Raw genomic sequence first — 22168 nt, 5'->3', positions numbered from 1 at the left:
CCCGGAGCGTGACACTCGCCGAAGTGGCGGAGCACGCCGGCGTCTCGCCGCAGACCGTCTCGCGCGCGATCCGCCAGCCGGGGGTCGTCTCCGAAGACACGCTCGAACGCGTGCAGGCGTCGATCCGATCCACCGGTTACGTGCCGAACCTCGCAGCGAGCAACCTCGCCTCCAATCGCAGCCGAACGATCGCCGTGCTGATCCCCGCAGTGTCGGCCTCCGTCTTCGCGGAGACCGTGCAGGGGCTCGAGACCGTGCTCGCCCCGCACGGGTACCACCTCTTCATCGGCACGACGGAGTACAGCCTGCAGCAGGAGGAGGAGATGCTCCGAGCCTTCCTCGGACGCAGGCCGGACGGAATCGTGCTCGTCGGCACCGAGCATACGCCCGGCGCGCAGACGCTGTTGAGCGCGGCCCGCGTTCCCGTGGTCGAGTCGTGGGAGCTCACGCAGCACCCCGTCGACTCAGTCGTCGGCTTCTCGAACTACGCGGCGATGAGTGCGCTCGTCGAGCACGTCCACTCGCTCGGGTACCGCTTCCCCGTGCTCGCAGGTCAATTCAGCGGGGGCGACGTTCGCGCACTGCGACGTCGCGCGGCCTTCGAGGACGGGATGCGGCGCCTCTTTCCGCAAGTGCCGGTGCGGATTCTCGACTCTGGGACGGCCGGCGTCAGCATGGATGCCGGCCGCGACCTCTTCCGCCAGGCGCGCACTGAGTTGCCGCAAGCCGACGTCATCATGTTCTCGAGCGACGTCTTCGCCGCGGGAGCCCTGCTCGAGGCGCTGCGCTCCGGAACATCGGTTCCCACCGAAATCGGCATCACGGGCTTCGGCGGCTTCGACGTGGGGCGGCATCTCGTGCCCACGCTCACCACGATGCTCGTGCCGAGCCGCCGAATCGGAGAGGAGGCCGGGCGCGTGCTCCTCGAACGCATCGAGTCGGGCCAGAAGCCGTCATCCTCCACGATCGTCGATGTCGGTCATACCCTGGTGGCGGGGGAGAGCACCGCGCAGCAGTAGGGCGCGCCCGATGCTGGCTCGAGCGCTCGCCGGCGCGGGCGCGCAGGGGATCCGTGCTCGTGCGGGTCGGTCTTGGCAATGTGGTCCGCTCCTCGCGGGATTCCCTGCATGAAGCACGTGCATCCCGAGACGGAAGCCCCTCCTCGGCTTGACCTCAAGTGCACTTCAGGTTTTACGGTGGTCACGTGGCCCGATTTCGGGCCCAACGACCCGAACGAGGACCGAGTGACCCGAGCGAGGACCCAGCAATGACTTACGTGATCGCCCTGCCGTGCGTCGATGTGAAGGACAGGGCCTGTATCGACGAGTGCCCCGTCGACTGCATCTACGAGGGCGAACGATCGTTGTACATCCACCCCGACGAGTGCGTTGACTGCGGCGCTTGCGAACCGGTGTGCCCGGTCGAGGCCATCTACTACGAAGACGATCTGCCCGACGAATGGCAGGACTTCTACACGGCGAATGTCGAGTTCTTCGACGAGATCGGATCGCCGGGCGGCGCAGCCAAGACGGGGATGCTCGCCTTCGACCATCCGATCATCGCCGCACTCCCACCTGAGGGGGAGTTCGCATGACCGTCGCAGAGCCGCGCATCGCCGTCGTCGGGGCGGGACCGGCCGGGATCTACGCCGCCGACATCCTCCTCGACCTCGCGCCGACCGCCTCGATCGATCTATTCGAGAAGCTTCCGGCCCCCTACGGGCTGGTCCGGTACGGGGTCGCCCCGGATCATCCGCGCATCCGCAAGATCACCGATGCCCTGCACGACGTGCTGGTGAACCCGCGCATTCGCCTGCAGTGCAACGTCGAGATCGGCGTCGACGTCGAGATCGAGGAACTGCGGGCGGCCTACGACGGGGTCATCGTGGCGACCGGCGCCGACCTCGACGTCCAGCTCGACATCCCCGGGATCGACCTCCCGGGATCTTTCGGCGCCGCCGACTTCGTCTCCTGGTACGACGGGCACCCGGACGCCGCGCGCACCTGGCCGCTCGAGGCGGAGTCTGTCGCGGTGCTCGGGGCGGGCAACGTCGCGCTCGACGTCACCCGGATCCTCGCGAAGCACTCCCGCGCGCTGATGCACACGGACACCCCGGATACCGTGCTCGATCAGCTCGCAGCCAACCCGCTCCGCGATGTGCACCTGTTTGCTCGGCGGGGCCCGGCCGACGTGCGCTTCTCCGCGATGGAACTGCGCGAACTCGCCGAGCAGGACGATGTCGACGTGATCGTCGACCCGGAGGAGCTCGTCCTGGACGAGCACGCCGAGCGAATGGTGGCGCAGTTCTCACAGCGCCGCATCGTCGTGCGCACCATGACCGAATGGGCCGCGCTCGAGCCGGCGAGCCGAACGGCCTCCCGCCGCATCCATCTGCATGTGCGTCAGCGCCCCGTTCGTCTCCTGGGCACGGACCGCGTGACCGGTATCGAGATGGAGCGCACCGCGTCGGACGAGCTGGGTCGGATGGTCGGAACCGGCGAGCTGCTGCACTACGACGTGGGAGCGGTCTACCGGGCCGTGGGCTACCGCTCGACCGCGGTCCCCGGGATGCCGTTCGACGCGGATCTCGGAGTCGTTCCCCACGCCGAAGGGCGAGTCGTCGATGCGGCGGGAGAGCCGGTCCCGCGGTTGTATGCCACAGGCTGGATCAAGCGCGGGCCGGTCGGGCTCATCGGATCGACCAAGTCGGATGCTGCGCAGACCGTTCGTCACCTCGTCGCCGATCTCGCAGCGGCCGAGCCCGTCTCGCACGATGCGGAACCGATCGCCCGGCTCGGCCGCGCCGTGGACCTCGACGGCTGGTTGCGCATCGACTCCGCCGAGCGCGCCGCCGGAGCCGAGCGCGGACGCGAGCGGACGAAGATCGCGGATCGCGCGGAGATGCTCTCCCATGCCCAGCACCAGACATTGACGGAGGCCGTCCGATGACCACGACACCCGAGCCCGCACCGGTCGGCGAAGCACTCAAGGCCGCGTTCCGCACGCACCCGGCCGGTGTCGCGATCATCACGGGTTCCTCTCCCGACGGCCCCGTTGGGCTCACGGCGTCGAGCGTGGCCTCGGTCGCGGTCGACCCTGCTGCGATCATGTTCTCGGTCACGAGGGCCACCGGGTCGGCAGGAGCGATCCTCGGCGCACGCACCTTCGTCGTGCACCTCATCGACGACGAGCACTCCGACCTCGCGCAGAGCTTCGCGATCAGCGGCTCCGAGCGTTTCACCCCAGAGCAGGGGTGGTCGGCGCTGGAAACCGGGGAGCCGCACCTCGCCTCGGCGCGGGCCGCACTGCGCTGCCGAACCCTGCAAACGGTCGCCGTCGGCTCGTCGACCGTCGTGATCGCAGAGGTGCTCGAGGTGCTGGCCGGCCCGCAGGGGCGCCCGCTCGTCTATCTCGATCGCCGCTTCCACGCCCTCCCGCACGACCCCCACCACTGACCCATCGAAAGGAAGACGACATGCCCACTCACTACACACTTCCCGAGCTGCCCTACGACTACGCGGCGCTCGAACCGCACATCTCCGGCAAAATCATGGAGTTGCACCATTCCAAGCATCACCAGGCGTACGTGACGGGCGCGAACACCGCGCTCGAGCAGCTCGCCGCAGCGCGCAGCGCGGGCGACCTCGCGAACGTGAACAAGCTCGAGAAAGACCTCGCGTTCAACCTCGGCGGCCACATCAACCACTCGGTGTTCTGGCAGAACCTCTCGCCCGACGGCGGCGGGACGCCCGAGGGCGAGTTCGCCGCAGCACTGGTCGACGCGTTCGGGTCGATCGACGCCTTCCGTGCGCACTTCACTGCGACGGCGCTCGGCGTGCAGGGATCCGGATGGGCCGTGCTCGCCTGGGACAGCGTGGGCGCCCGCCTCGTGATCTTCCAGCTGTTCGACCAGCAGGGCAACGCCCCGCTCGGGGTCACCCCGCTACTGCAGCTCGACGTCTGGGAGCACGCCTACTACCTCGACTACCTCAACGTGCGCGCCGACTACGTCAAAGCCTTCTGGGAGCTCGTGAACTGGCCCGACGTGCATCGGCGCTTCGAGGCCGCCCGCGCCGCGACCCAGGGCCTCATCGTCGCGAGCTGACCCTGCTGCGTCGGAGCACCGATCCTCGATCGACGAAGACCCCCGGGAGGCTGAGCCTCTCGGGGGTCTTCGTCGTGCACGGATTCACGCTCGCGCAGGGAATCGGCGCCCGTGCGGTCTCCGGCTGGGGGTTAGTGCCAGCGTGTGCCCCAGTGGTGTGATTGGCCTGCTGGGCTGATGTGTTGGGGGATGCCTAGCGGGTTGGTGTCTTGGAGTGCTTCGGGGAGGAGTGCTTGGGGTGCGTTCTGGTAGGCGACGGGTCGTTGGAAGCGGGTGATGGCTGCGGTGCCGACGGAGGTGGAGGAGTCGTTCGTTGTCGCGGGCCAGGGGCCGCCGTGCTGTTGGGCGGGGGTGACGGCGACGCCGGTGGACCAGCCGTTGAACAGGACGCGGCCGACTTGGTTCGCGAGGGCGGCGATGAGGGCGCGTAGTTGGGGGGCGTTGTCGGTTTCTCCGGTGGCTTCGGCTTCGCTGATGTGGAGGGTGCCGGAGAGGTTGCCTTCGTAGAACTCGGGCATGAGGGCTGCGAGGTCGGTGCCGGTGGGGGTTTCGACGAGGATGGAGAGCGGGCCGAAGGATTCTTCGAGGAGGGTGTCGCGTCCGGTTCGGAAGTCGTCGAGGCTGATCGCGATGATGGTGGGGGTGGCCCAGCCCTGTCCGTCGTCGTCGAAGCGGATGCCGCCGGGGATCAGCGGGTTCGCTCCGGCGGTGCCCAGTACGGCGGTGCGGCGTTCGTCGTAGGATTTCGCGATGCGGGGGTCGAGGAGGCGATGCTCGGGGACGTCGGTCGTGTTGTGGGTGATGGCCTGGGGGAGTGCGCTGCCTGCGGGGATGAATGCGAAGCCGGGCTTGGTGCAGAGCTGGCCGGCGGAGCCTGCGACGCTGGCGAGGTAGCCGGTGGCGATCTCGTCGGCGCGTTCCGTGATGGCGTCGGCGGTGATGAAGACGGGGTTGACGCTGCCGAGTTCTCCGAAGAACGGGATGGGTGCTGGCCGGTTCGCGGCGATGTCGGCGAGGATGCGGCCGACGCGGATGGAGCCGGTGAAGGATCCGGCTTTGATGCGGGGGTCCTGCAAGACCTGCACTCCGGCTTCGCGGCCGTGGATGAGTTGGAAGGTGCCTTCGGGCATGCCTGCTTGGGTGAGTGCGCGTGTGGCGACTTCCGCGGTGGCGTCGGAGAGGTCTGGGTGGCTGGAGTGGGCTTTCACGATGAGTGGGCATCCTGCTGCGAGGATCGCTGCGGAGTCGCCGCCCATGACGGAGAACGCGAAGGGGAAGTTGGAGGCGGAGAAGTTGATGACTGGGCCGAGGGGGATGTGGGTGCGGCGGATATCGGGGCGTTGGCCGAGGGCGAAGTCGGGGTCTGCGGGGTCGATGCGGGCGTCGAGGTAGCCGCCGTCGACGATGGTGTCGGCGAAGAGGCGGAGTTGGACGGCGGTGCGGGTGACTTCGCCGGTGAGTCGGGCTTGGGTGAGGCCGGTCTCGCGGAGTGCGATGTGTACGAGGTCGGGTGTTGCGGTTTCGAGGGCGTCGGCGATGGCGACGAGGGCTCGTGCTCGTTGGGTGGCGGTGGTGGTGGCGAGGTGGGGTGCGGCGGTGGTGGCGCGTGCGATGACGGCCTCAAGATCAGGAGAAAGCGCTTCGTGAGTCATGCATCGATCCTTCGTTGTCGGGGCATCAGTGCTTGCGGGAACCGCTGCCATTCTTTCAGGCGCGACGTCGAGTCGTGCCGTCTCTCGTGCACAGTCGATGACCGGTCTACCGTGCGGGAGGGGCATCAGCGATCGTGTTCGAAACGTGATCTGTGCCGCATCGGCGCCGACTATACAATGTAAAATTGTACAGGACGTCGAAGGTGACGTCGTCTGCACTTTCAGCGATTCAATGACGTATCCACGAAAGGAAGTCTTGATGTCTTCACGACGTTCAGCATCAGCACGGCTCGCCGCCACCGGGGCTCTCACGCTCGCCTTCGGGCTCGCGCTCTCCGGCTGCTCGGGCGGTCTCGCCGGCAGCGGCGACGACGGCGGGAGCGAGGATGGTCCGATCAAGATCGGTATGCTCGCACCGTTCTCCGGTCAGGAGGCCGCATTCGGCGACTACATGAGATTCGGGGCTCAGCTCGCGATCGACGAGGTCAACGGGGATGGCGGCATCGATGGTCGTGATCTGGAGCTCGTCACCGAAGACGACGGCTGCGATCCGACAGCGGCTGTCGCAGCGGCCAACAAGCTGGTCACCGCGGGAGTGAAGGGCTCGGTCGGCGGATACTGCTCCGGTGCGACACTGCCCACGATCCCGGTCTTCACCGACGCGCAGGTGCCGATGGTGATCCCCGCCGCGAACTCGAACCAGCTCGTCGGACAGGGCGCCTTCATGATCAACGGGACCGGCGCGCAGCAGGCCGAAGCAGCCGTGGAGTACATCCAATCGGTCGGTGCCGCCCGTGTCGCAGTGATCGACGACAATACCGACTACTCGGTCGACCTCGCCGACTCCGTCGAGGAGCAGGCCGAAGGGTTCGAGATCGCGAAGCGGGAGTCGGTCAATCCTGACGAGAAGGACTTCTCGGCGAACGTGAACAGCGTGCTGGGTGCGGACCCCGATTTCATCGTGTGGAGCGGTTACTACCAGGCCGGCGGTCTGCTCGTGAATCAGCTCCGCGGCGCAGGCTACGACGGTCCGATCCTCGTCGGCGACGGCTCCGTCGACGCGCAGCTCGCCGCGATCGCCGGCGACGAGAGCATCAAGAACGTGGTGGGCACGTTCACGAAGACCCCCGACATGCTCGAGGGCGGCGACGCGTGGATCGCCGACTACGAGGAGGTGTCGGGCGGGGCCGCTCCGGGGCCGTACTCGATTCAAACCTATGAGGCGGTGAAGACGATGGCCGAGGCCTTCACCGAGGCCGGTGGTACCGAATTCGAAGCCGTGACGACCGCGCTCGATGAGCTCGAGGGATTCCCGTTGCTCACCGGCGACCTGACGTTCGCTGACGACGGCTCCCGAGAGGGAGGCGGCTTCGTCATCGTCGAGCCGACCGGTGACGGTGGCGCGTTCGTGCTGAAGGACGACCTGCAGGGCTAGCGATGAGCAGCCGGACGGACGGTGCGCCGTTCGTCCGGCTCATCACGCATCGGCAACCCAGGGAAGGCATTCATGTTCCAACTCATCTGGAACGGGCTCTTCGTCGGCTCGTTCTACGCGCTCGTCGCACTCGGCTACAGCATGGTCTACGGCATCATCAAACTCCTGAACTTCGCGCACGGCGATCTCTACATGCTCGGCTCGTTCCTCGCGTTCGTGGTGCTCGGCGGCTTCACGGGGCTGTTCGGCCTCGGCTCGATCCCCATCCTGCTGCTCGTGCTGCTCATCACGATGCTGCTCACCGGCGGAATCGGCGTGCTCATCGAGCGCATCGCCTACCGTCCGCTGCGGTCAAGTCCGCGCCTGGCCGCACTGATCACGGCGGTGGGCGTCTCGTTCACCCTCGAGTACGCCGTGCGTCAGATCTTCGGGGCGAGCCCGCTCGTCTTCCCGATCCGGCTCCAGGGCGCCCCCGTCGAAGTCCTCGGCGCGCGGATCACCATGCCGCAGCTCGTCTTGATGCTGGTCGCCGCGATCCTCATGTTCCTGCTGCAACGCTACGTCATGCATTCGCGGGAGGGCCGCGCGATGCGCGCGATCGCCCTCGATCAGAAGGCGTCCCTGCTCATGGGCGTCAACGTGAACCGAGTCATCTCCCGCACATTCTTCATCGGTTCGGCGCTCGCGGGAGCCGCGGGGGTGATGGCCGCCGCGTACTACGGCACCATCGACTTCCTGATGGGGTTCGTCATCGGCCTCAAAGCGTTCACCGCGGCGGTGATCGGCGGCATCGGGAACCTCTACGGCGCGATGCTCGGCGGCGTCGTGCTCGGGCTCCTCGAATCCTTCGGCACTCATTTTCTCGGAGGTCAGTGGCGCGATGTCTTCGCATTCGGCTTCCTCATCCTGTTCCTCGTATTCAAACCGACCGGCATTCTCGGCGAGCGCGTCGTGGAGAGGGTATGACCATGGCCCGACCGAAGACTCCGCGCCTGCAGGCGCCGAAACCCACGCTCGAACGCCCGCCGGCCATCCGCGGGCTTCTCGCTCCCGAACGCTTCATGAAGGTGCTCGGGATCGTGCTCTTCGCCGCGGCGGCGATCCTCCCGTTCGTCACCGCGACGCCGTACATCATCTCGATCCTCACCTCGGCCTTCATCTACATCGTCCTCGCGATGGGTTTGAACGTCGTCGTCGGCTACGCGGGACTCCTCGATCTCGGGTACATCGCGTTCATGGCCGTCGGCGCCTACACGAGCGGGATCCTCACGACGCAGTTCGGGCTCTCGATGCTCGAGACGATCCCGTTCGTGGTGATCGCCTGCATCCTCGCCGGCGTCATCATCGGGGGCCCGACCCTGCGCCTGCGGAGCGACTATCTCGCGATCGTGACGCTCGGGTTCGGTGAGATCATCCGGATCACGGCCAACAATCTGCAGATCACGGGCGGCCCGAGCGGCATCCACGGCATCCCGACGTGGTCGTTCTTCGGGTGGTCGTTCTCCGACGGCCTCGACATCCTCGGGATCCATTTCAATGCCAAGGTGCTGTTCTACTACTTCGTGCTCTTCGTCGGCATCGGGGTCGCCGTTGTGGCGGTGTCGCGCCTCGGCAGAGGGAAGCTCGGCCGCGCATGGAAGTCGGTGCGAGACGACGAAGACGTGAGCGAGGCGATGGGGATCAACGGGTATGCGACCAAGCTGCTCGCGTACATCATCGGCGCGGTGTGGGGCGGGTTCGCCGGAACGCTGATGGCCGGCCATCTCTCGGCGATCGCCCCGAACAGCTTCGAATTCCTGTACTCGGCGCTCGTGCTGATGGCTGTCGTGCTGGGCGGGATGGGCTCGACGCCCGGCGTCATCATCGGGGCGCTCTTCGTTTCGCTCGCCCCCGAGTTCCTCCGCGAGTTCAGCGAGTGGCGCTTCCTCCTGTTCGGCGTGCTGCTCGTCGTCGCGATGATCTTCCGCCCGCGGGGCATCTGGCCGGCGAACGCCATACTGCCGTTCTTGAAGAAGCGGCAGATTTCAGAGGTGCCGCCGACGGAGAGCGTCGGCGTGGTGGGCGTCGTCGAGAACGCGGGTGACACGACCGGCAGCCCCGCCAGCGACCCTGCAACAGCACCGAATGACGAGGAGGGACGACGATGAGCGACACCTCACAGCTGACCGAGCCAGGGGCTCGGCCGAGCGGAACCGCGCGGGTGCTGCTCGAAGTCGCCGACCTCGCGGTATCGTTCGGCGGGATCAAAGCCGTGGACGGTCTCTCGTTCTCCGTGCACGAGGGCGAGATCGTCTCCGTGATCGGGCCGAACGGAGCGGGGAAGACGAGCGCGTTCAACTGCATCTCGGGCTTCTACCGGCCCGACCGGGGCACGGTCGTCTTCGACGGAGAGTCGATCGCGCGGCGCAAGCCGTCGGCGGTCACGCAGCTCGGAATGGCTCGTACCTTCCAGAATGTGCGGCTCTTCAAGGAGATGAGCGTGCTCGACAACGTGAAGACCGCGATGCACGCGCATCTGCGTCAGAACGTCTTCGACGCGATGCTGCACACGCCGCGCTACACCCGCAGCGAAGCGCAGTGCGCGGAGGATGCGCGCGGCTGGCTCGACTTCGTGGGATTTCGTGCGGACGACGAGTTGCTGGTGACCCAGCTGCCGTACGGCGAGCAGCGGCGCGTCGAGATCGCGCGGGCGCTCGCGACCCAGCCGAAGCTGCTGCTGCTCGACGAGCCCGGCGCCGGCCTGAACCACAGCGAGAAGATCGAACTGATGCACCTGATCCGCAGGATTCGCGATCTCGGCGTGAGCATCGTGCTGATCGAGCACGACATGGGGCTCGTGATGCAGGTCTCTGAGCGGATCGTCGTGCTGAACTACGGCACCGAGATCGCCGATGGCACCCCGCAGCAGATCAAGCAAGACCCCGCGGTGATCGCCGCGTATCTCGGCGAAGAGGAGGACGCATGAGCGACTTGGTGCTCGAGAACATCGACCTGTACTACCACCGCGTGCACGCACTGCGCGACCTCAGTCTGACCGTGCGCGAGGGAGAGATCGTGTCGCTCCTCGGGAACAATGGAGCCGGAAAGACGTCGACCCTGTCGATGATCTCCGGTCTCGTGCGCGCCAAGACGGGCCGGGCGCGCTGGGGGGATCACGACCTCCTGCGCATGCAGCCTTGGGATGCGGTCGGAGCCGGGCTGCTCCACATTCCCGAGGGGCGGCGCATCTTCTCCACGATGACGGTGCACGAGAACCTGTTGCTCGGAGGCTACCTCGTGAAAGACCAGAAGGTCATCGCGCGGAGAGCGGAGGAGGCCTACGAGCTCATGCCGAGGCTCGCCGAGCGTCGCGGGCAGCAGGGCGGCACGCTCTCCGGCGGTGAGCAGCAGATGCTCGCGCTCGGGCGGGCACTCGTCGGCGGACCGAAGCTCCTCCTGCTCGACGAGCCCTCGATGGGATTGGCGCCGCTCATCGCGAAGCAGGTCATGGAGATCGTGCAGCGCGTGAACGCCCAGGGCACGACGGTGCTCCTGGTCGAGCAGAACGCGCGGGCGGCTCTGAAGATCGCGCATCGGGGCTACGTGCTCGAATCAGGGCGCGTGACGATGCAGGGGTCGGCGGCGGAACTCGCCGCGGACCCGAGAGTGATCGAGGCGTACCTGGGGGCCTAGGAGCGCTGGGCGCGGCCGATCCCGCTCACTCCTCGACGTCGAGGAGTGCGGAGAGCGGGATCGGTTGCGCGATCGGCCGGTGATTCGTCTGTGCAAGAGACGCGGCGGAATCCCGTGCGCCCGCCCGAGAGGGAGCGGGCGCTCCGGCGATGCAGGTGACTGCGTATCCGCAGACACGACCCTGGCACCAGCCCATCCCGGCGCGCGTCACACCCTTCTGCGTGCGGGAGTCCTCGCCCGAGAGCACTTCGCGGGCGTGGGAGAGGGCGCCGTAGCGCACTTCCTCGCATCGGCAGACGATCGTGTCGGTGTGGAGGCGCTGCTCCCAGCCCTCGGGTACCGGATGCGCGAGATGCATCGCCTCCGCGAACGAGCGTTGACGCCGCATCGCCCGAAGCTCCGCCGTCGTCGCGCTCCCGATCTCACCGGTTGCGTCTGCGGCGGCCGCCCGGCCGGCGACGGTGCCTTCGAGTACCGCGAGCACTGCGCCGCCGACCCCGGTCAGTTCACCCGCGAGGAAGAGCCCCGGCACGGAGGATCGCTGGTTCTGGTCGACGACCGCCACCAGTGAGCCGTCCGCGTCGAGCCTCGTCTGGGCCCCCAGTTGCACGGGAAGCTCGAGCTGCGGCGTGAAGCCCCATCCCAGTCCGACGGCGTCGACGTCCTCGATGATGCGGGAGCTCTTCGGCTCTACTTCCCCCGACCGCCCGATCCGCGCGGTGCGCACGGCCTCCACATGGGAGTCTCCGAGAATCTCGGTGATGACCGTGCGACGTCGATACGGAATGCGTCGACGCAGGAAGGTGGCGATGTACTCCGCCCCTTCGGCGCCCTTTGCGGGGACACCGAATGCGCGATGGGCTCGAGGGAGCCAGCCGACGAGCGACGATGATTCGAGGACGGACGTGACGCGGCCCCCCGAGTGCGCGATGTTCGAAGCGACGGGCAGGAGGAACGGGCCAGTGCCTGCGATGACGAAACGGGAACCCGGCAAGGCGCCGTTCTGCTTGATGAAGGCTTGTATGCCCCCGGCTGCCATGACGCCCGGGAGGTGCCAGCCGGGAAGCGGGATCTGCCGATCGTACCCTCCGGTCGCGAGCACGAGCGTGCGCGCCCGAACGGTGGTCGCGGCGCCCGCGCCCGGCCCGTACGAGGGAGCCAGCCGAAGCGTGAAGCAGGGCACCGCATCGGGCGAAGCCGGGGGCGTCCGCTGCACCATCCACACGCTCGTCGCGGGAATGTAGCGGATCGCCCCGGCACCCATTCCAGCGTCGAACCGCGCGCGCAGCGCGAGGTACTCCTGCCAGCCGTGATGCAGGGCGCCGTCGTCGTCACCGGCGGCCTCACTGCGGTGCCGCCAGTATTGGCCTCCAGGTTGCTCAGCACTGTCGATCACGATGACCGATGCCCCCGACTCGGACGCGGTGGCAGCCGCAGCGAGCCCGGCGGGTCCCGCTCCCACGACGATGACGTCGGCGTGCGGCTGCGATGCCGTGCGGCGCAGCGGTGGCGCGATCGGATCGCTTCCCGAGAGTCCGGTCTGGTCGCTCATGCGCGTCCTCCGCCGGCAGCGCGCGTGTCAGCGGGCGGAGCGGCGTCAAGCCCCGCGGGTGCCTCTCCGCCCGATTCGGGAGTCGATGCTCCGGTGGCCGAGCGGACGTCCATGCCAGCGCGCAGGGGGATCATGCAGGCGCGTTGTCCCGACTCCCCGTCGACCTCGACCAGGCAATCGAAGCACACGCCGATGCCGCAGAAGATGCCCCGGCGCTCGCCATCGCGCGTGCTGCGCCACGACGTCCGGCCGGAGGAGATGAGGGCAGCAGCGATACTCGCGCCGCGGGGCGCGAAGATCGGGGCACCGTCGAACGCGGCGACGACATCGCCGGCCGCTTCCTCGGGAGCGGGATCGGGGCGGGCTGCGGCGCGACGGGTTCGCCGTGTCATGCCGATACCTCCTCATCGAAGCGTTCGGGGCGGAAGGGGTGCAGGGGGAGTTCGGGAGCGTCGCCGGAGAGCGCCTGGGCGAGGAGCTTTCCGGTGCCAGCGGCGAGTCCGATGCCGGCGCCCTCATGGCCTGCGGCGTGCCAGAGGCCGGGCGCGCGAGGATCAGGGCCGATCACGGGCAGGTGATCGGGGCAGTAGGGCCGGAACCCGTGATAGTGCCGCAGCATGCGCGTACCTGCGAGGAAGGGGAACAGTTCGATCGCGTTCCGTGCGATGGAGCGCAGCGCCGGCACGCTGACGGTTCGGTCGAACCCGACGCGCTCCCGACTCGAACCGATCAGAATCGTGCCCGCCGGCGTGCCCTCGACGACGGGTGAGGCCTGCAGGCCGGCGTCCGCGCTTCCGACGTTGTCGACGTATTCGGCGGCGTACACCTTGTGGTGCACGCGGGGCGGCAGCGGTTCGGTGACCAGAACGAATCCCCGTCGTGGCAGCACGGGCACCCGCACTCCTGCGAGGTCGCCGATGCTGCCGGCCCAGGCGCCCGCCGTGTTCACGATGTGGGCCGCGCTGAAATCCCCCCTGGGGGTTCGAGCACCCACGACCCGGTCGCCATCGCGCAGCAGCGCGGTCACCGGCGCGCGGGTGACCAGCTCGGCGCCGAGGCCGCGGGCGAGCCGGAGGAAGGTGGAAGCCGCGAGGATCGGCTGCACTTGACAGTCGTCCGGGTAGTACGCGGCTCCGAGCGCACTCTCGGTCACGAGCGGCTCGTACTCGCGCAGTGCTCCGGGATCCAGACGCTCCGACCGGATCCCGAACGCGCGCTGACTGGCGGAGAAGCGCTCGAGCGAGGCCAGGCTGGACTCGCGAGAAGCGACGATGATGCCGCCTTTCGCCTCGAACTCCCAGAAGCGCCCGAATTCGGCGAGTTCGCCGCGCCAGATGTCGAGTGAGTAGTGGGTGAGCTCGAGCTCGGGGCCGAGCTCCTTGTCGCTCACGAGGATGTTGCCCTCGCACCGGGAAGTCGAACCGCTGACCGGGAGCTCCCGTTCGAGCACGGTCACCGAGAGGCCGGCTCGGGCTGCGAAATACGCCGTGGCGCACCCCATGATTCCCGCTCCGATGATGAGCACGTCGGATGGGCCCCGCGTCACGTGTCCCGCCTCCGCGTCAGTTCATCGGCGCTCGGGCCACTCTCCGTCCCCGTCGCCCACAGCGCCCGTGCATGACCGATGTGCTGACGGAGCAGATGCTCGGCTGCGTCCGCATCACCTCGGTGCAGCTGCTCGACGAGATCGTGATGCTCTTGCGCCGAGGCTGCGAGCTGTCCGTCCCGTGCAAGGGCGATGAGCCCGTACATGCGGGTGCGCAGACGCAGCTCGGTCGCGAGAACGACGAGCTGCTGATTCCCCGTCAGGGAGAGCAGTCGGGCATGGAATGCGCGATCGAGCTGCAGGTACTGCTGCAGATCTTCGCGTTCTGCCGCCGCTGCGCACGCTTCGGCGACCTCGCGGAGTGCCGTGCGCTCCACGTCGGTGACGCGACCGGCGATGAGGTGCATCGCGGGGGGCTCCAGCAGCAGTCTGACCTGGGCCAGGTCGTCCAGGTCGTCTTCCGACATGCGCGTGATGCGAAAGCCCTTGTTCTTCACGGTCTCCACGAGGCCTTCACGGGCGAGATCCATCATCGCCTCGCGCACGGGAGTGGCGGACACGCCGAGTGCCTGCCCGAGCATCGGCGCTGAGAAGAGCGCGCCTTCGGCGAGCTCTCCGGTGATGATCGCCGTGCGCAGCCGTTCGAGGACCGTCTCGCGGAGGTACCGGGGTCGCGCGACGCGCTCGACGGCGGGCGTCGAGCGAACGGCGACGGCGGGATCGGACGTCGGCATCACGACGCTCCCTCGGCCCGTGGAGGCGCCGCGTCCCTCCGGGCGGCGGATTCGAGCACCGCAGACGCGCAGATCAAGTCCTCCCAAGCCATGCCGACGCCGGTGAACACCGCGGGGCGGCCGGGGGTGCGCCGCATGTCGCCGGTGACGAGATCCCGCAGGTTGGCGGGCGCACTGGCGCTGCCCCACACCTCTGCGTCGAGGGCGGTGAGATTTCCGTTCTCCCGCTGCGCGGACGCGCGGCCTTCGACGACCAGATCGGAGCGTTCGATCAGCGCGTCATCGAGTTCGCGCTTGTCCGTGCCGTGGGTCCCGTTCGCGGCGACGACGGCGTGCTCGGCGACCAGAGCGCCGTCGAACAGGGGCGTGCTCGTCGATGTGGTGCACAGAATGATGTCGGCCTCGGGTACCGCGGCCTCCGCGCTGCCGGTGCGATTGCGAATGGAGACTCCGCGGGTCTCGCCGGCACCCGAGAGTGCTTCGATCATCGCATCCACTCGCGCCGGTCGGCGCCCGACCACGTCGAACGTCGCGTCGGGAAACGCGGTGGCGGCGGCCCGAATGTGCGCTGCCGCCTGCACCCCGGCGCCGAACACGAGGATGCGCGGATGAGGCGCGGGCTCACCTCCGGGCGGCGCGATCGCCACGAGATGCTGCACCGCGAGCAGCGCGACCGCGGGGGTGCGGATCGCCGTGAGGGAGGCTCCCTCGAGGATCGCGAGGGGCTCAGCGGTGTCTGACGAGTACACGATGTACACCCCCTGAATCTTCGCGAGACCGCGAGCGGGGTTCTCAGGCGCCACGGTCAGGGCTTTCAACCCGCTGAATCGGGTTCCCTGGGCGGGCATCAGCAAGAATTCGCCTCCGGGAAAGTCGCTGAACAGGCGCGGCGCGTCGCGCTCGGGATCGACGTCGTCGCGCAGCGCAGCGCGCAGTGCCGCGATGGCGTCGGGGATCGGCAGGAGCCGCGTGATGTCCGCAGCCGTGAAGTAGGGCAGCGCTGCCGATGCGCCGCTCACAGGAGGAAGCCGTTCGGGAACGGGTCGCTGGGGTCGAGGAAGTACTGGGCGGTGCCGGTCACCCAGGCGCGACCTCGAATCGTCGGGATGACCGCGGGGCGACCGCCGACCTCGGTCTCGGCGATGAGCGTGCCGTGGAAACGGGAACCGATGTAGGAGTCGTTGATGAACTCCGTGTCGAGCGGCAGCTCGCCGCGGGCGTGCAGCTGCGCCATGCGGGCGCTCGTTCCCGTGCCGCAGGGGGAGCGGTCGAACCAGCCCGGGTGGATCGCCATCGCGTGGCGGGAGTGCTGCGCCGTCGAACCGGGTGCCTGCAGATAGACGTGGTGCACCCCGCGGATGTCGGGGCGCTCGGGGTGCACGGGCTCGGCCGTCGCGTTGATGGCATCCATGATCGACAGGCCTGCGGCGAGCAGCTCGCTCTGGTTGCGGCGATCCTCATGCCACTCGATGCCGAGCCGTTCGAGCTCGACGATGGCGTAGAAGTTGCCGCCGAAGGCGAGGTCGTAGCCGACCGCGCCCAGGCCGGGCACCGCCACGATCGCGCCGAGGCGCTCGGCGAACGACGGCACGTTCGTGATCGTGACGTGGTCGGCGTGCCCGTCGGTGACGGCTACTTCAGCGACGACGAGACCAGCCGGGGTATCCAGCCGGATCGTCGTCGTGGGCTCCGTGACGTCGACCATTCCCGTCTCGACGAGCACGGTCGCGACACCGATGGTGCCGTGCCCGCACATCGGCAGACACCCGGAGACCTCGATGTAGAGCACTCCCCAATCGGCGTCGGGGCGCGTCGGCGGCTGCAGAATCGCGCCGCTCATGGACGCGTGCCCGCGCGGCTCGAACATGAGCAGCTGACGCACGTCGTCTCGATGCTCCATGAACCAGAGGCGCCGCTCGGCCATCGTGTCACCGGGCAGCACGCCGACGCCCCCGGTGATGACCCGTGTCGGCATGCCCTCGGTATGCGAATCGACGGCGTGATAGACGTGACTCGTACGCATGTGCGCCCTTTCAGTGAACGAGGCCGCGTTGCCCCTGGAACTGCGTGCCCGCCTCGCGCTACCTGTCGTAGCCCTTGGCGATGGCGGCCCGGGTATCGGCGACGATCCGGTCCGCGACATCCTGTGGAAGCGCGAGGCGCGGGGGGCGACTCGCGCCGCCCTTGCGACCCACGATGTCCATCGACAGCTTAATCGCCTCAACGAACTGCGTCTTCGAATCCCAGCGCAGCAGCGAGTGCAGGTCGCGGTAGATCTGCTGGCCGCGCTCGAGGTCTGCGTAGTCGCCCGACGTGCAGAGTCGGTAGAGCTCGACGCACGACTGCGGAATCGCGTTCGGGTACCCCGACACCCAGCCGACTGCGCCGGCGAGCCCCACTTCGAGCACGGTGTCGTCGGTGCCGATGATGATGTCGATCTCGGGGGCCAGCTCCTTGATCTCGTAGATGCGGCGGGGGTCGCCGGAGAACTCCTTGACGCCCACCATGTTGCCGGCGGCATGGATATCGGCGATGAGTTCGGGCACGAGGTCGACTTTGGTGTCGATCGGATTGTTGTACCCGACGATCGGCAGGCCGACCTTGCCGACCGTGGCGTAGTGGTGCTTCACCTGTTCGTGGTTGGCTCGGTAGGTGTTCGGCGGGAGCAGCATCACGCACTGAGCGCCCGCCTCGGCGGCCTGCTCGGCCCAGTGGGCCGATTGCAGGGCGCCGTAGGCGCCGACGCCGGCCATGACGGTGAAGCCCTCGGGTGCTGCTTCGACGGCGGTCTTGACGACTTGCGCGCGTTCGGCTTCGGTGAGGTTCTGATATTCCCCGAGGGAGCCGTTCGGGGCGACGCCGTCGCAGCCGTTCTCGGCGAGCCAGGCGACGTGCTCGGCATAGGCGTCGTAGTCGACCGAGAGGTCGTCCGTGAAGGGGAGTGCGGTGGCGACGATGACGCCGTGCCAGGGCTTCTGCTCGGTCATGGGGGTCCTTTCGGGCTGCGATCGAGTCACTGCAGTGTGACATTGCACACGGTACCACGCTCGGGGGCGGGTCCGTCAACTGCGATTTCCGCCGGGGGTGGAGCCGGTGGGCGGATCATCGGCCTGCATGCGGAAGCGGCTCAGTCCGCTGGGCGGCCCCGGGTGCGCTTCAGGGCCGCGAGGAGCAGGTGCATCGGCAGTACCGACTGCGGATCCGAAAGCGACACGCCCGTCTGCTGGGCGCGCGCCAACCGTGCCTGCAGTGTGTTGCGATGGACTCCGAGGCGTTCGGCCGCAGACGAGACCGAGCCGCGGTGATCCAAGTACGCCAGCACAGCATCGACGAGCTCATTCGTCGCGGGATCGGCGAGAAGGTCGGGGAGCAACGTGCTGGCGAGTTGCGCCGCGAGAGGACCCGGCAGCACCCGCGGGAGAATTTCCGCCGTGATCTCTGAGAACTCCACGATCGCAGGAACCGAGAGCGCCTCGTTCGTGGCCAGACGTGCCGCAAGCGACGCCTCGCGAAGCCCACGTGCCGCATGCTCGATGTCCGTCAGCACGTCCGACACGCCTGCGGCGAGGTCGAACGCCTGCAGGCGCAGCCTGTGCGATCGGAGCTCAGCGACGAAGCCACTGCGCGAATGCTCATCCGAGCTCGGAACGAAGCCGAACCAACCGTCCTCGATCCGTGCGAGCGGGAGTTGCCCGAACACGTCGTTCCACAATTGACGCACTGCAGCGCCCATCCGGCCCTGAGACGATGAGGCGAAGAACACCACGAAATAATCGCCGTCGATCGACCATCCCAACTCGGCCGCGACGTCACTCCCGACGGAGTCGATCGCGCCGCCGGGGGTGATGAGACCGGTCAGGGCCGCGACCGAGAGCGTCGGCAGCGAGGCCTCGGTTTCACTCAAGCGCTCTTCAGCCAGAAGCGCGCGAATCGTCGGCGAGGCCGCCGCGAGCACCTGCTCGGCTCGCATCCGCTCGGGGTCCTGCGTCTCCGCGACGAGGTGGTCGGGGCGGGGCCGAGATGAGAGCGGAACGCACACCCGGGTACTCCCGGGATGAGGGTGCGGCTCGGCCGGTGTGCTGAATCGGACTGCGCCCCCGTCCAGACGGACAGCGACGCGAGCGCCCTCCAGCTCCGCAGAGATCGTCGCCAGGGCTGCAGGAATGTCAGCTGAGAGGGAGACTCTCGTCGCGAAGCGGTGCAATCGAGCCAGAGAATCGGCTCGCGCGACCCCGACGTGGATCGCCGTTCTGATGGCCAGGGTGCGGATGTCGATGTCGGTGGTGAACAGTGAGACACCCAGACGCTCCGCCAGATCGATGACACTCCCGGTGAACGCCTGGTGCGGCACGATGAGGGCGCAGGCTCGGCGTTCCCAGGCGTAGCGGAGTGCCGCCGAGATCATCCATCCGCCGCGCGCCACCTCCTGAGTCAGCATGATCAGCGTGTCCGGTCCCACCGACGTCATCTCCTCGATGTCGGTGACCAGTGCGAGCTCGCGCACCGGGCTGCGCGGGTCGGCGAGGTGCAGGGTGACGAGATCTTCGAAGTCCGAAGACTCTGCGAGGTCGCGGAGCTCGACGAGCCCGTGCGAGTTCGGTCGCATCATCTTCCTCCTCGCGCCCGCAGCCACAGGTGCAGCGCGTCCGGTCCGACGAGGTCGATCCCGGCGGGCGTGTACCACTGCGGTGCGCCGGGGAGAACGACGATGTCGAGCGTGTTGCCGACCCAGAGGTCGTCCAATCCCGCGACACTCGCATCCTCGGGCCTGAGCATCGTGATGATGTCGGGCATCACCGCGACGACGGCGCCGTCGACCATGACCATGAGCAACTCGTTCTGAATCTCCATCTGCACGATGCGCCCGCTCGTCTCCTCGATGAAGACGACGCTCGACGGCATGTCGGGCTGGCCGGGCGGAGCCGGACGCGACAGGCCAGCGACATCTGCGACCCGTGCCCGGATGATGCGCCTCACCCCCTCGCTTCGTCTCAGCGCAGCGTGCTTCGCCGCCGTCGGCTGTGCAGCTTGCAGTACCGCTCCGATGCGTATCATCCGTGACACGCTTCCCAGAATGCCGGCCCTGGCGAGTGTTCCTGCCGTCATCGGGTACAGCGCGGTCGCCGCCCATCCGCCGAACTCTCCGGCCAGTGCACGCACGAGTCGCTCGGCCCGACGAGTGTCCGACACCTCGAGCAATGCCGAATCCCCGGCCGGACCCGTTGCACCGATCGGTCCAGCAGACAGGCCTTCCAATGTGAACACCGATTGGTAGAGCAACGGGAACACGCGACCCATCGGATCCGCGTCCACTACGGGTCGCCCGGTCTGCAGCGACGTCAGGACGGGAACGAGTGAGTTGATGTTCGCGGCCGCGAGCGGGATGAAGCCGGCGGCCTCTCGTCCGAACGCACGCTCGACGAGTGCGAGGCTCGTCAGGAATTCGTCCCCGACCGGTCTGAGATCAGAGAGCGGGAGCCCGCTGTTGACGAAGCCGAGTGCGATGATCAGATCGTCGTTCTCGAATGTCTCCACCGATCTGAGTTCCGCCTCGGTCTCGTGCGAGCGCATGTGCGCGATCGTGCGATCCATCTGCTCGGTGCACCAGTCGTGGTCGGCAGCGCAGCCGAGGAAGAGGGCGCCGGCACGCAGGTGGGAGACATCCTGCTCATCGAGGCGCACGCGCTGCACCTCCCGTCAGAATGGAGCCCGTGCTCTCGCCGGCGATGCCGCGCACCCGCACGGTCACCACGCGCGGATGCTGGTAGGCCGTCGCGATCACTCTGGATTCGGGAATGCGGATGCTCGCGGGAACTGCACCGAGGGATACGAGCCGCGCTTCCACACGGGCGCGGGCGTTCGCGAGCGCCTGCTCCATCTCGGTCGCGTTGCTGACATCGACCACGCGGTTGGCCCACTCGGAGAGCGGGGCGCACGCTGCTCCGAGTGCACGAAGACTGTGGTCCGCGTGGGAGTGGGCGGAGAGGCCGAGTGGGCTCGGTCCGCCGGCGCCGTGGGTCACGAGGAGTGGTCGGTCGGCGCCACCGTGCAACTCGATATCAGTGACACCTCTCACATTGGCGGCCTGGGTGGAGACCGCAGGACCGGAGGCGCGGTGCGTGGGGACGACGGTCGGAACTCCATCGATGATCTCGCCGAAGAATGGCGCAGTTCCGTCATCGACGATCAGAGCACCATCGTCGATGCCGCACAGTGCGGCGGCCCCGATGAGCTCCGTTGAGCGCCCGGCGTGCAGTGCATGGATGGGCGCCTCTGAGAGTTGCGCGATCGTCGTCGATCCGCCGTCGTTCGTGGTGACGTAGAGGCGTGACAACGGCGCCGCAGCTTCAACCGCGAGCACCAGTGAGGTGCCGAGAGCTGCCGCTCCGGGAGTGAGTGCACTGTTGAGCACGGCGGTTCGTTCGCGTACGGCGATGGCGCTGCTCGAGAAGCGATGAGAGAACTCAATGCTCGCCGGCTCGGAGTGCTCGAGGAGGATGCGTCCGGCGGTCTGTTCGTGGGACGGGTTCACGAGCGACCCGACGCCCGAGATGACGTAGTTGGGCGCCCGCCCGGCTGAACGAGCGATCCGTATCAGAGCGGCGGTATCGAGCGGGACGAGTTCGTCTCCGAGGATCGTATGTCCTCCTGAGACATGGACGATCCGCGTGCGATACCTGTTCTCGGCGGAGTCCGAGAGTTCATGGCCCGCATCGACCGGAGGCCGAGGGGCGATGCGGACGACGATGAATGACGCAGAGCGGTTCGGTGTGAGCGCGTCGCTCACATCGATGGTGATCGCCTGTGGAATCGGATTCGTGCCGGGACTCGCCGCCCGGCGTTTCAACCGCCGGAGAATGTCGGACACCATCTCGGAAAGTTCCGCTCCCCGCTGCTCGACGCGCTCCTCGTGGATCTTTCCCCGGTCGTCGATCAGGATTCCAGTCGTGCCACTGGCGGTGGCCGCCATGCCAATTCGCATTTCTGCATTCTACGCGCCGTCTGGATTGTGCATGATGCACAATCTCTGCGCGCGCCGCCGGAGTAGGTTATCGCTGGAAATCAGGAGCCCCCTCCTCCATGAACGACGACGACGGAGTACGAGTTCACCACATGATTCGAAGCATCCTCACTCTGCAACCCCGCACCGGCCGCTCGGAAGAGATCGTGCGCCTCTACCGAGCGCAGGAGATTCTGCAGCAGTCGCTGGACCTCACACGAGCGATCTGCTCGGAGATCTCCGTCGCGATCGACGGCAGTGGCGAGATCATCGTCAGCGCCCTCTGGCCAGATGCAGCGGCCTATCAGGAGTGGATCGATCACCCCGAGCGCGGCAAGCGCGTCCCGCAGCTCCCGGAACTCCTGGAAGGTGCCGAGGTCGGTGTCGCGAAGCTCTACCGCGTCGATCACGGCGTCGGGAGCGAGTCGTTCACGGACGAGTAGTTCCTCTTCCGCCCCCTACCACCCGACCC

At 67.8% G+C, this 22168-nt stretch carries 22 protein-coding genes; 11 read left to right on the top strand and 11 right to left on the bottom strand.

Annotated features, from left to right (window positions below; genetic code table 11):
* Positions 1 to 8 precede the first annotated feature (8 nt).
* The 5 genes from JE033_RS04410 to JE033_RS04390 all read left to right on the top strand — a co-directional run bounded on the left by JE033_RS04410 (position 9) and on the right by JE033_RS04390 (position 4105).
* Entirely contained in the window at positions 9 to 1019 is a 1011-nt protein-coding gene (locus tag JE033_RS04410; protein ID WP_200329732.1) for a LacI family DNA-binding transcriptional regulator, read from the top strand.
* A gap of 248 nt (positions 1020 to 1267) precedes the next feature.
* The gene (gene fdxA, locus JE033_RS04405) at positions 1268 to 1594 is read left to right on the top strand and encodes a ferredoxin (RefSeq protein ID WP_200329730.1); all 327 of its coding nucleotides are present in this window, start codon (positions 1268 to 1270) and stop codon (positions 1592 to 1594) included.
* Complete coding sequence (locus JE033_RS04400; protein ID WP_200329728.1) at positions 1591 to 2949, top strand: FAD-dependent oxidoreductase; 1359 nt, start codon at positions 1591 to 1593, stop codon at positions 2947 to 2949. Before fdxA ends, JE033_RS04400 begins: the two co-directional genes overlap by 4 nt.
* Positions 2946 to 3455 carry a flavin reductase family protein gene (locus JE033_RS04395; protein ID WP_200329726.1) on the top strand — a complete coding sequence of 170 codons (510 nt, stop codon included), beginning with the start codon at positions 2946 to 2948 and terminating at the stop codon, positions 3453 to 3455. The genes JE033_RS04400 and JE033_RS04395 overlap by 4 nt, the downstream gene beginning before the upstream one ends.
* 20 nt (positions 3456 to 3475) lie before the next feature.
* Complete coding sequence (locus JE033_RS04390) at positions 3476 to 4105, top strand: superoxide dismutase (protein ID WP_090147537.1); 630 nt, start codon at positions 3476 to 3478, stop codon at positions 4103 to 4105.
* 131 nt (positions 4106 to 4236) lie between these two features.
* Here JE033_RS04390 and JE033_RS04385 read toward each other — a convergent pair whose 3' ends face one another.
* On the bottom strand, positions 4237 to 5757 hold the full coding sequence (locus JE033_RS04385) for an aldehyde dehydrogenase (NADP(+)) (protein ID WP_200329724.1): 1521 nt from the start codon (positions 5755 to 5757) through the stop codon (positions 4237 to 4239).
* Positions 5758 to 6016: 259 nt separating this feature from the next.
* Here JE033_RS04385 and JE033_RS04380 point away from each other — a divergent pair, with 259 nt between their 5' ends.
* From JE033_RS04380 to JE033_RS04360, 5 genes are all read left to right on the top strand, one after another.
* Entirely contained in the window at positions 6017 to 7192 is a 1176-nt protein-coding gene (locus JE033_RS04380) for a branched-chain amino acid ABC transporter substrate-binding protein (RefSeq protein WP_200329722.1), read from the top strand.
* A gap of 72 nt (positions 7193 to 7264) precedes the next feature.
* Positions 7265 to 8158, top strand: coding sequence for a branched-chain amino acid ABC transporter permease (locus JE033_RS04375; protein WP_090147548.1), 894 nt, complete (start codon positions 7265 to 7267; stop codon positions 8156 to 8158).
* Positions 8155 to 9339 carry a branched-chain amino acid ABC transporter permease gene (locus tag JE033_RS04370; protein ID WP_200329720.1) on the top strand — a complete coding sequence of 395 codons (1185 nt, stop codon included), beginning with the start codon at positions 8155 to 8157 and terminating at the stop codon, positions 9337 to 9339. Before JE033_RS04375 ends, JE033_RS04370 begins: the two co-directional genes overlap by 4 nt.
* Positions 9336 to 10157 (top strand): ABC transporter ATP-binding protein, encoded by an 822-nt coding sequence (locus tag JE033_RS04365; protein WP_090147551.1) that lies wholly within the window; start codon positions 9336 to 9338, stop codon positions 10155 to 10157. Before JE033_RS04370 ends, JE033_RS04365 begins: the two co-directional genes overlap by 4 nt.
* Positions 10154 to 10864, top strand: a complete 711-nt coding sequence (locus JE033_RS04360; RefSeq protein ID WP_090147553.1) for an ABC transporter ATP-binding protein — start codon at positions 10154 to 10156, stop codon at positions 10862 to 10864. The genes JE033_RS04365 and JE033_RS04360 overlap by 4 nt, the downstream gene beginning before the upstream one ends.
* Before the next feature lie 25 nt (positions 10865 to 10889).
* Here the strand turns inward: JE033_RS04360 and JE033_RS04355 are convergent, their stop codons facing one another.
* From JE033_RS04355 to JE033_RS04310, 10 genes are all read right to left on the bottom strand, one after another.
* Positions 10890 to 12416, bottom strand: a complete 1527-nt coding sequence (locus JE033_RS04355; RefSeq protein WP_200329718.1) for an NAD(P)/FAD-dependent oxidoreductase — start codon at positions 12414 to 12416, stop codon at positions 10890 to 10892.
* Positions 12413 to 12808 carry a (2Fe-2S)-binding protein gene (locus JE033_RS04350; protein WP_200329716.1) on the bottom strand — a complete coding sequence of 132 codons (396 nt, stop codon included), beginning with the start codon at positions 12806 to 12808 and terminating at the stop codon, positions 12413 to 12415. Before JE033_RS04350 ends, JE033_RS04355 begins: the two co-directional genes overlap by 4 nt.
* On the bottom strand, positions 12805 to 13962 hold the full coding sequence (locus tag JE033_RS04345; protein WP_200329714.1) for an FAD-dependent oxidoreductase: 1158 nt from the start codon (positions 13960 to 13962) through the stop codon (positions 12805 to 12807). Before JE033_RS04345 ends, JE033_RS04350 begins: the two co-directional genes overlap by 4 nt.
* On the bottom strand, positions 13959 to 14696 hold the full coding sequence (locus JE033_RS04340; protein WP_200329712.1) for a GntR family transcriptional regulator: 738 nt from the start codon (positions 14694 to 14696) through the stop codon (positions 13959 to 13961). Before JE033_RS04340 ends, JE033_RS04345 begins: the two co-directional genes overlap by 4 nt.
* Positions 14696 to 15715 carry an ornithine cyclodeaminase family protein gene (locus tag JE033_RS04335; protein WP_200329710.1) on the bottom strand — a complete coding sequence of 340 codons (1020 nt, stop codon included), beginning with the start codon at positions 15713 to 15715 and terminating at the stop codon, positions 14696 to 14698. The genes JE033_RS04340 and JE033_RS04335 overlap by 1 nt, the downstream gene beginning before the upstream one ends.
* A complete protein-coding gene (locus tag JE033_RS04330) occupies positions 15712 to 16719 on the bottom strand; it encodes a proline racemase family protein (RefSeq protein ID WP_200329708.1) in 1008 nt (335 codons plus the stop codon). Before JE033_RS04330 ends, JE033_RS04335 begins: the two co-directional genes overlap by 4 nt.
* A 58-nt stretch (positions 16720 to 16777) precedes the next feature.
* Complete coding sequence (locus JE033_RS04325) at positions 16778 to 17683, bottom strand: dihydrodipicolinate synthase family protein (RefSeq protein WP_090147568.1); 906 nt, start codon at positions 17681 to 17683, stop codon at positions 16778 to 16780.
* Between the two features lie 140 nt (positions 17684 to 17823).
* The gene (locus JE033_RS04320; RefSeq protein ID WP_200329706.1) at positions 17824 to 19305 is read right to left on the bottom strand and encodes a CdaR family transcriptional regulator; all 1482 of its coding nucleotides are present in this window, start codon (positions 19303 to 19305) and stop codon (positions 17824 to 17826) included.
* Positions 19302 to 20378: a DUF917 domain-containing protein gene (locus JE033_RS04315; RefSeq protein ID WP_200329704.1), complete on the bottom strand. Its 1077-nt coding sequence runs from the start codon at positions 20376 to 20378 to the stop codon at positions 19302 to 19304. Before JE033_RS04315 ends, JE033_RS04320 begins: the two co-directional genes overlap by 4 nt.
* The gene (locus JE033_RS04310) at positions 20365 to 21678 is read right to left on the bottom strand and encodes a hypothetical protein (protein WP_200329702.1); all 1314 of its coding nucleotides are present in this window, start codon (positions 21676 to 21678) and stop codon (positions 20365 to 20367) included. Before JE033_RS04310 ends, JE033_RS04315 begins: the two co-directional genes overlap by 14 nt.
* A 131-nt stretch (positions 21679 to 21809) precedes the next feature.
* On the opposite strand from JE033_RS04310, the gene JE033_RS04305 reads away from it, so the two are divergent.
* Positions 21810 to 22139 (top strand): hypothetical protein, encoded by a 330-nt coding sequence (locus JE033_RS04305; protein WP_200329700.1) that lies wholly within the window; start codon positions 21810 to 21812, stop codon positions 22137 to 22139.
* The last annotated feature ends 29 nt before the right edge of the window (positions 22140 to 22168 follow it).

It is taken from the genome of Leucobacter sp. L43 (assembly GCF_016597785.1).
Lineage (GTDB): Bacteria > Actinomycetota > Actinomycetes > Actinomycetales > Microbacteriaceae > Leucobacter > Leucobacter alluvii.
This window is presented reverse-complemented; position numbering and strand designations above follow the sequence as displayed.